The organism is Roseateles sp. P5_B10 (assembly GCF_056400485.1).
Genome location: NZ_JBFULE010000906.1, coordinates 1 through 1,997 on the forward strand (window position 1 = coordinate 1; position 1,997 = coordinate 1,997).

General features: G+C 66.1%; 2 protein-coding genes. One reads left to right on the top strand and one right to left on the bottom strand.

What is annotated here, in order from left to right; all coding sequences use genetic code 11:
* Nucleotides 1–214: 214 nt before the first annotated feature.
* Complete coding sequence (locus AC1DU6_RS29085; RefSeq protein ID WP_457325858.1) at nt 215–577, top strand: DUF1304 domain-containing protein; 363 nt, start codon at nt 215–217, stop codon at nt 575–577.
* Here AC1DU6_RS29085 and AC1DU6_RS29090 read toward each other — a convergent pair.
* Nucleotides 574–1,997: ATP-binding cassette domain-containing protein (locus AC1DU6_RS29090; RefSeq protein WP_477861425.1), on the bottom strand; the 1,424-nt coding region annotated here is incomplete at its 5' end. The genes AC1DU6_RS29085 and AC1DU6_RS29090 overlap by 4 nt on opposite strands.

Here is a 1,997-nt window from a genome sequence, read left to right on the forward strand (position 1 = left end):
GTACAGGTACAGCGCGAAGCAGAGCTGGCGGTCCAGCTGCAGCCATTCGCCGCGGGGATCGGCGTTGGGGGGTGGGGTCTTGCTGCGTGCCATGGCCATTAATGTAGTTCGCAATTCAATTGCGTACAAGTTAAATGGTCTTTCATGCGACACCGGACGCTAGGGCGATCTGAGACGATGCGCCACCCCCAATCACAAAAGACGAGGAGAGACGATGCAGATGGTCGCAATCGTGCTGTCGGCGCTGGTCGCGCTGTTGCACCTGTATTTCCTGGTGCTGGAAATGTTCTTCTGGACCAAGCCGCTGGGCCGCAAGGCCTTCGGGCTGAAGGCGGACTTCGCCGAGCAGACCAAGGCACTGGCGGCCAACCAGGGCCTCTACAACGGCTTTCTCGCCGCAGGCCTGGCCTGGGGCCTGATACAGGGCGCCGCAGGCGTGGGCAAGCCCTGGCTGGTGTTCTTCCTGGGTTGCGTCGTCGTGGCCGGCGTGTTCGGCGCGGCCACGGCCTCGAAGAAGATCCTTTTCGTGCAGGCGCTGCCAGGCGCGATTGCCCTGGCCGCGGTGCTCGCGATCTAGGCGTTCAGCGCCTCGATCTGCTCACCCAGCTCCAGCCAACGCGCCTCGTCGGCTTCGAGCTGGTCGCTGATCGCCTTCAGGCGCTTGCCCATCTCGGCAATGGCCGAGGCGGCAGCGCCTTCGGCGAGCTGGGCTTCGATGCCGGCGCGCTCAGTGGCGAGAGCATGCATGCGCTTGTCGATCTGCTCCATCTCCTTGCGCAGCGGCCGCGTCTGGTCGGCCAGCTTGGCGCGCGCCTGACCCGAAACCTTGCGGTCCTCGCGCGCGGCAGGCGCAGGCGCAGCTGAAGCCTTGACCACTGGCGCCGGCGCTGCCGCCGACTGCTTCTTGGCTGCACGGGCGGCTTCCTTGCTCTGGTCGAGCAGCCAGCGCTGGTAGTCGTCCAGGTCGCCGTCGAAGGGTTTGACGACGCCGTCGGCCACCAGCCAGAACTCGTCGCAGACCTCGCGCAGCAGCGCGCGGTCGTGGCTGACCAGCATGACGGTGCCCTCGAACTCGTTGAGCGCCATCGACAGCGCCTCGCGGGTGTTCAGGTCCAGGTGGTTGGTGGGTTCGTCCAGCAGCAGCAGGTTGGGGCGTTGCCACACCAGCATGGCCAGCACCAGCCGCGCCTTCTCGCCGCCAGACAGGCTGCCGACTTGCTGGTTGACCATGTCGCCAGTGAAGCGGAACTGGCCGAGGAAGTCGCGCAGTTCCTGCTCGCGGCCGGCTGGGCCGACCTCGCGAGCCAGCCGCACCATGTGCTCCAGCGGGCCTTCGTCCAGGCGCAGCACGTCCAGTTCCTGCTGGGCGAAGTAACCGATGGACAGGCCCTTGCCCTGCGTTAGCCTGCCCGCCAGCGCTGGCTGGGTACCGGCGATGGTCTTCACCAGCGTCGACTTGCCCTGGCCGTTGGCGCCGAGGATGCCGATGCGCTGTCCGGCCAGCACCGAGCGGTCGATGTCGCGCACGATCGTGGTCGTGCCGTAGCCGGCTGACATCTCGTCGAACATCAGCATCGGGTTGGGCAGATTCAGCGGCTCGCGGAACTCGAAATTGAAGTCGGCAGACGCCAGCACGGGCGCCAGCCGCTCCATGCGCTCCAGCGCCTTCACGCGGCTCTGCGCCTGCTTGGCCTTGCTGGCCTTGGCCTTGAAGCGGTCGATGAATTTCTGCAAGTGGGCCACGCGGTCCTGCTGCTTGGAGAAGGCGGCCTGCTGCAGCACCATGCGCTCGGCGCGCTGCGTCTCGAAGCTGGTGTAGTTGCCGCCGTAGCGCACCAGCTTGCCTTCGTCCAGATGCAGCGTGACCTTGGTGATCGCGTCGAGGAATTCGCGGTCATGGCTGATGATGATCAGCGTGCCGTCGTAGCGCTGCAGCCAGGCTTCCAGCCAGACCAGGGCGTCCAGGTCCAGGTGGTTGGTGGGCTCGTCCAGCAGCA

What these genes read in the sequence shown, in the direction of transcription:
- AC1DU6_RS29085 (WP_457325858.1), top strand. Translation starts at nt 215, where the DNA reads ATGCAGATGGTCGCAATCGTGCTGTCGGCGCTGGTCGCGCTGTTGCAC.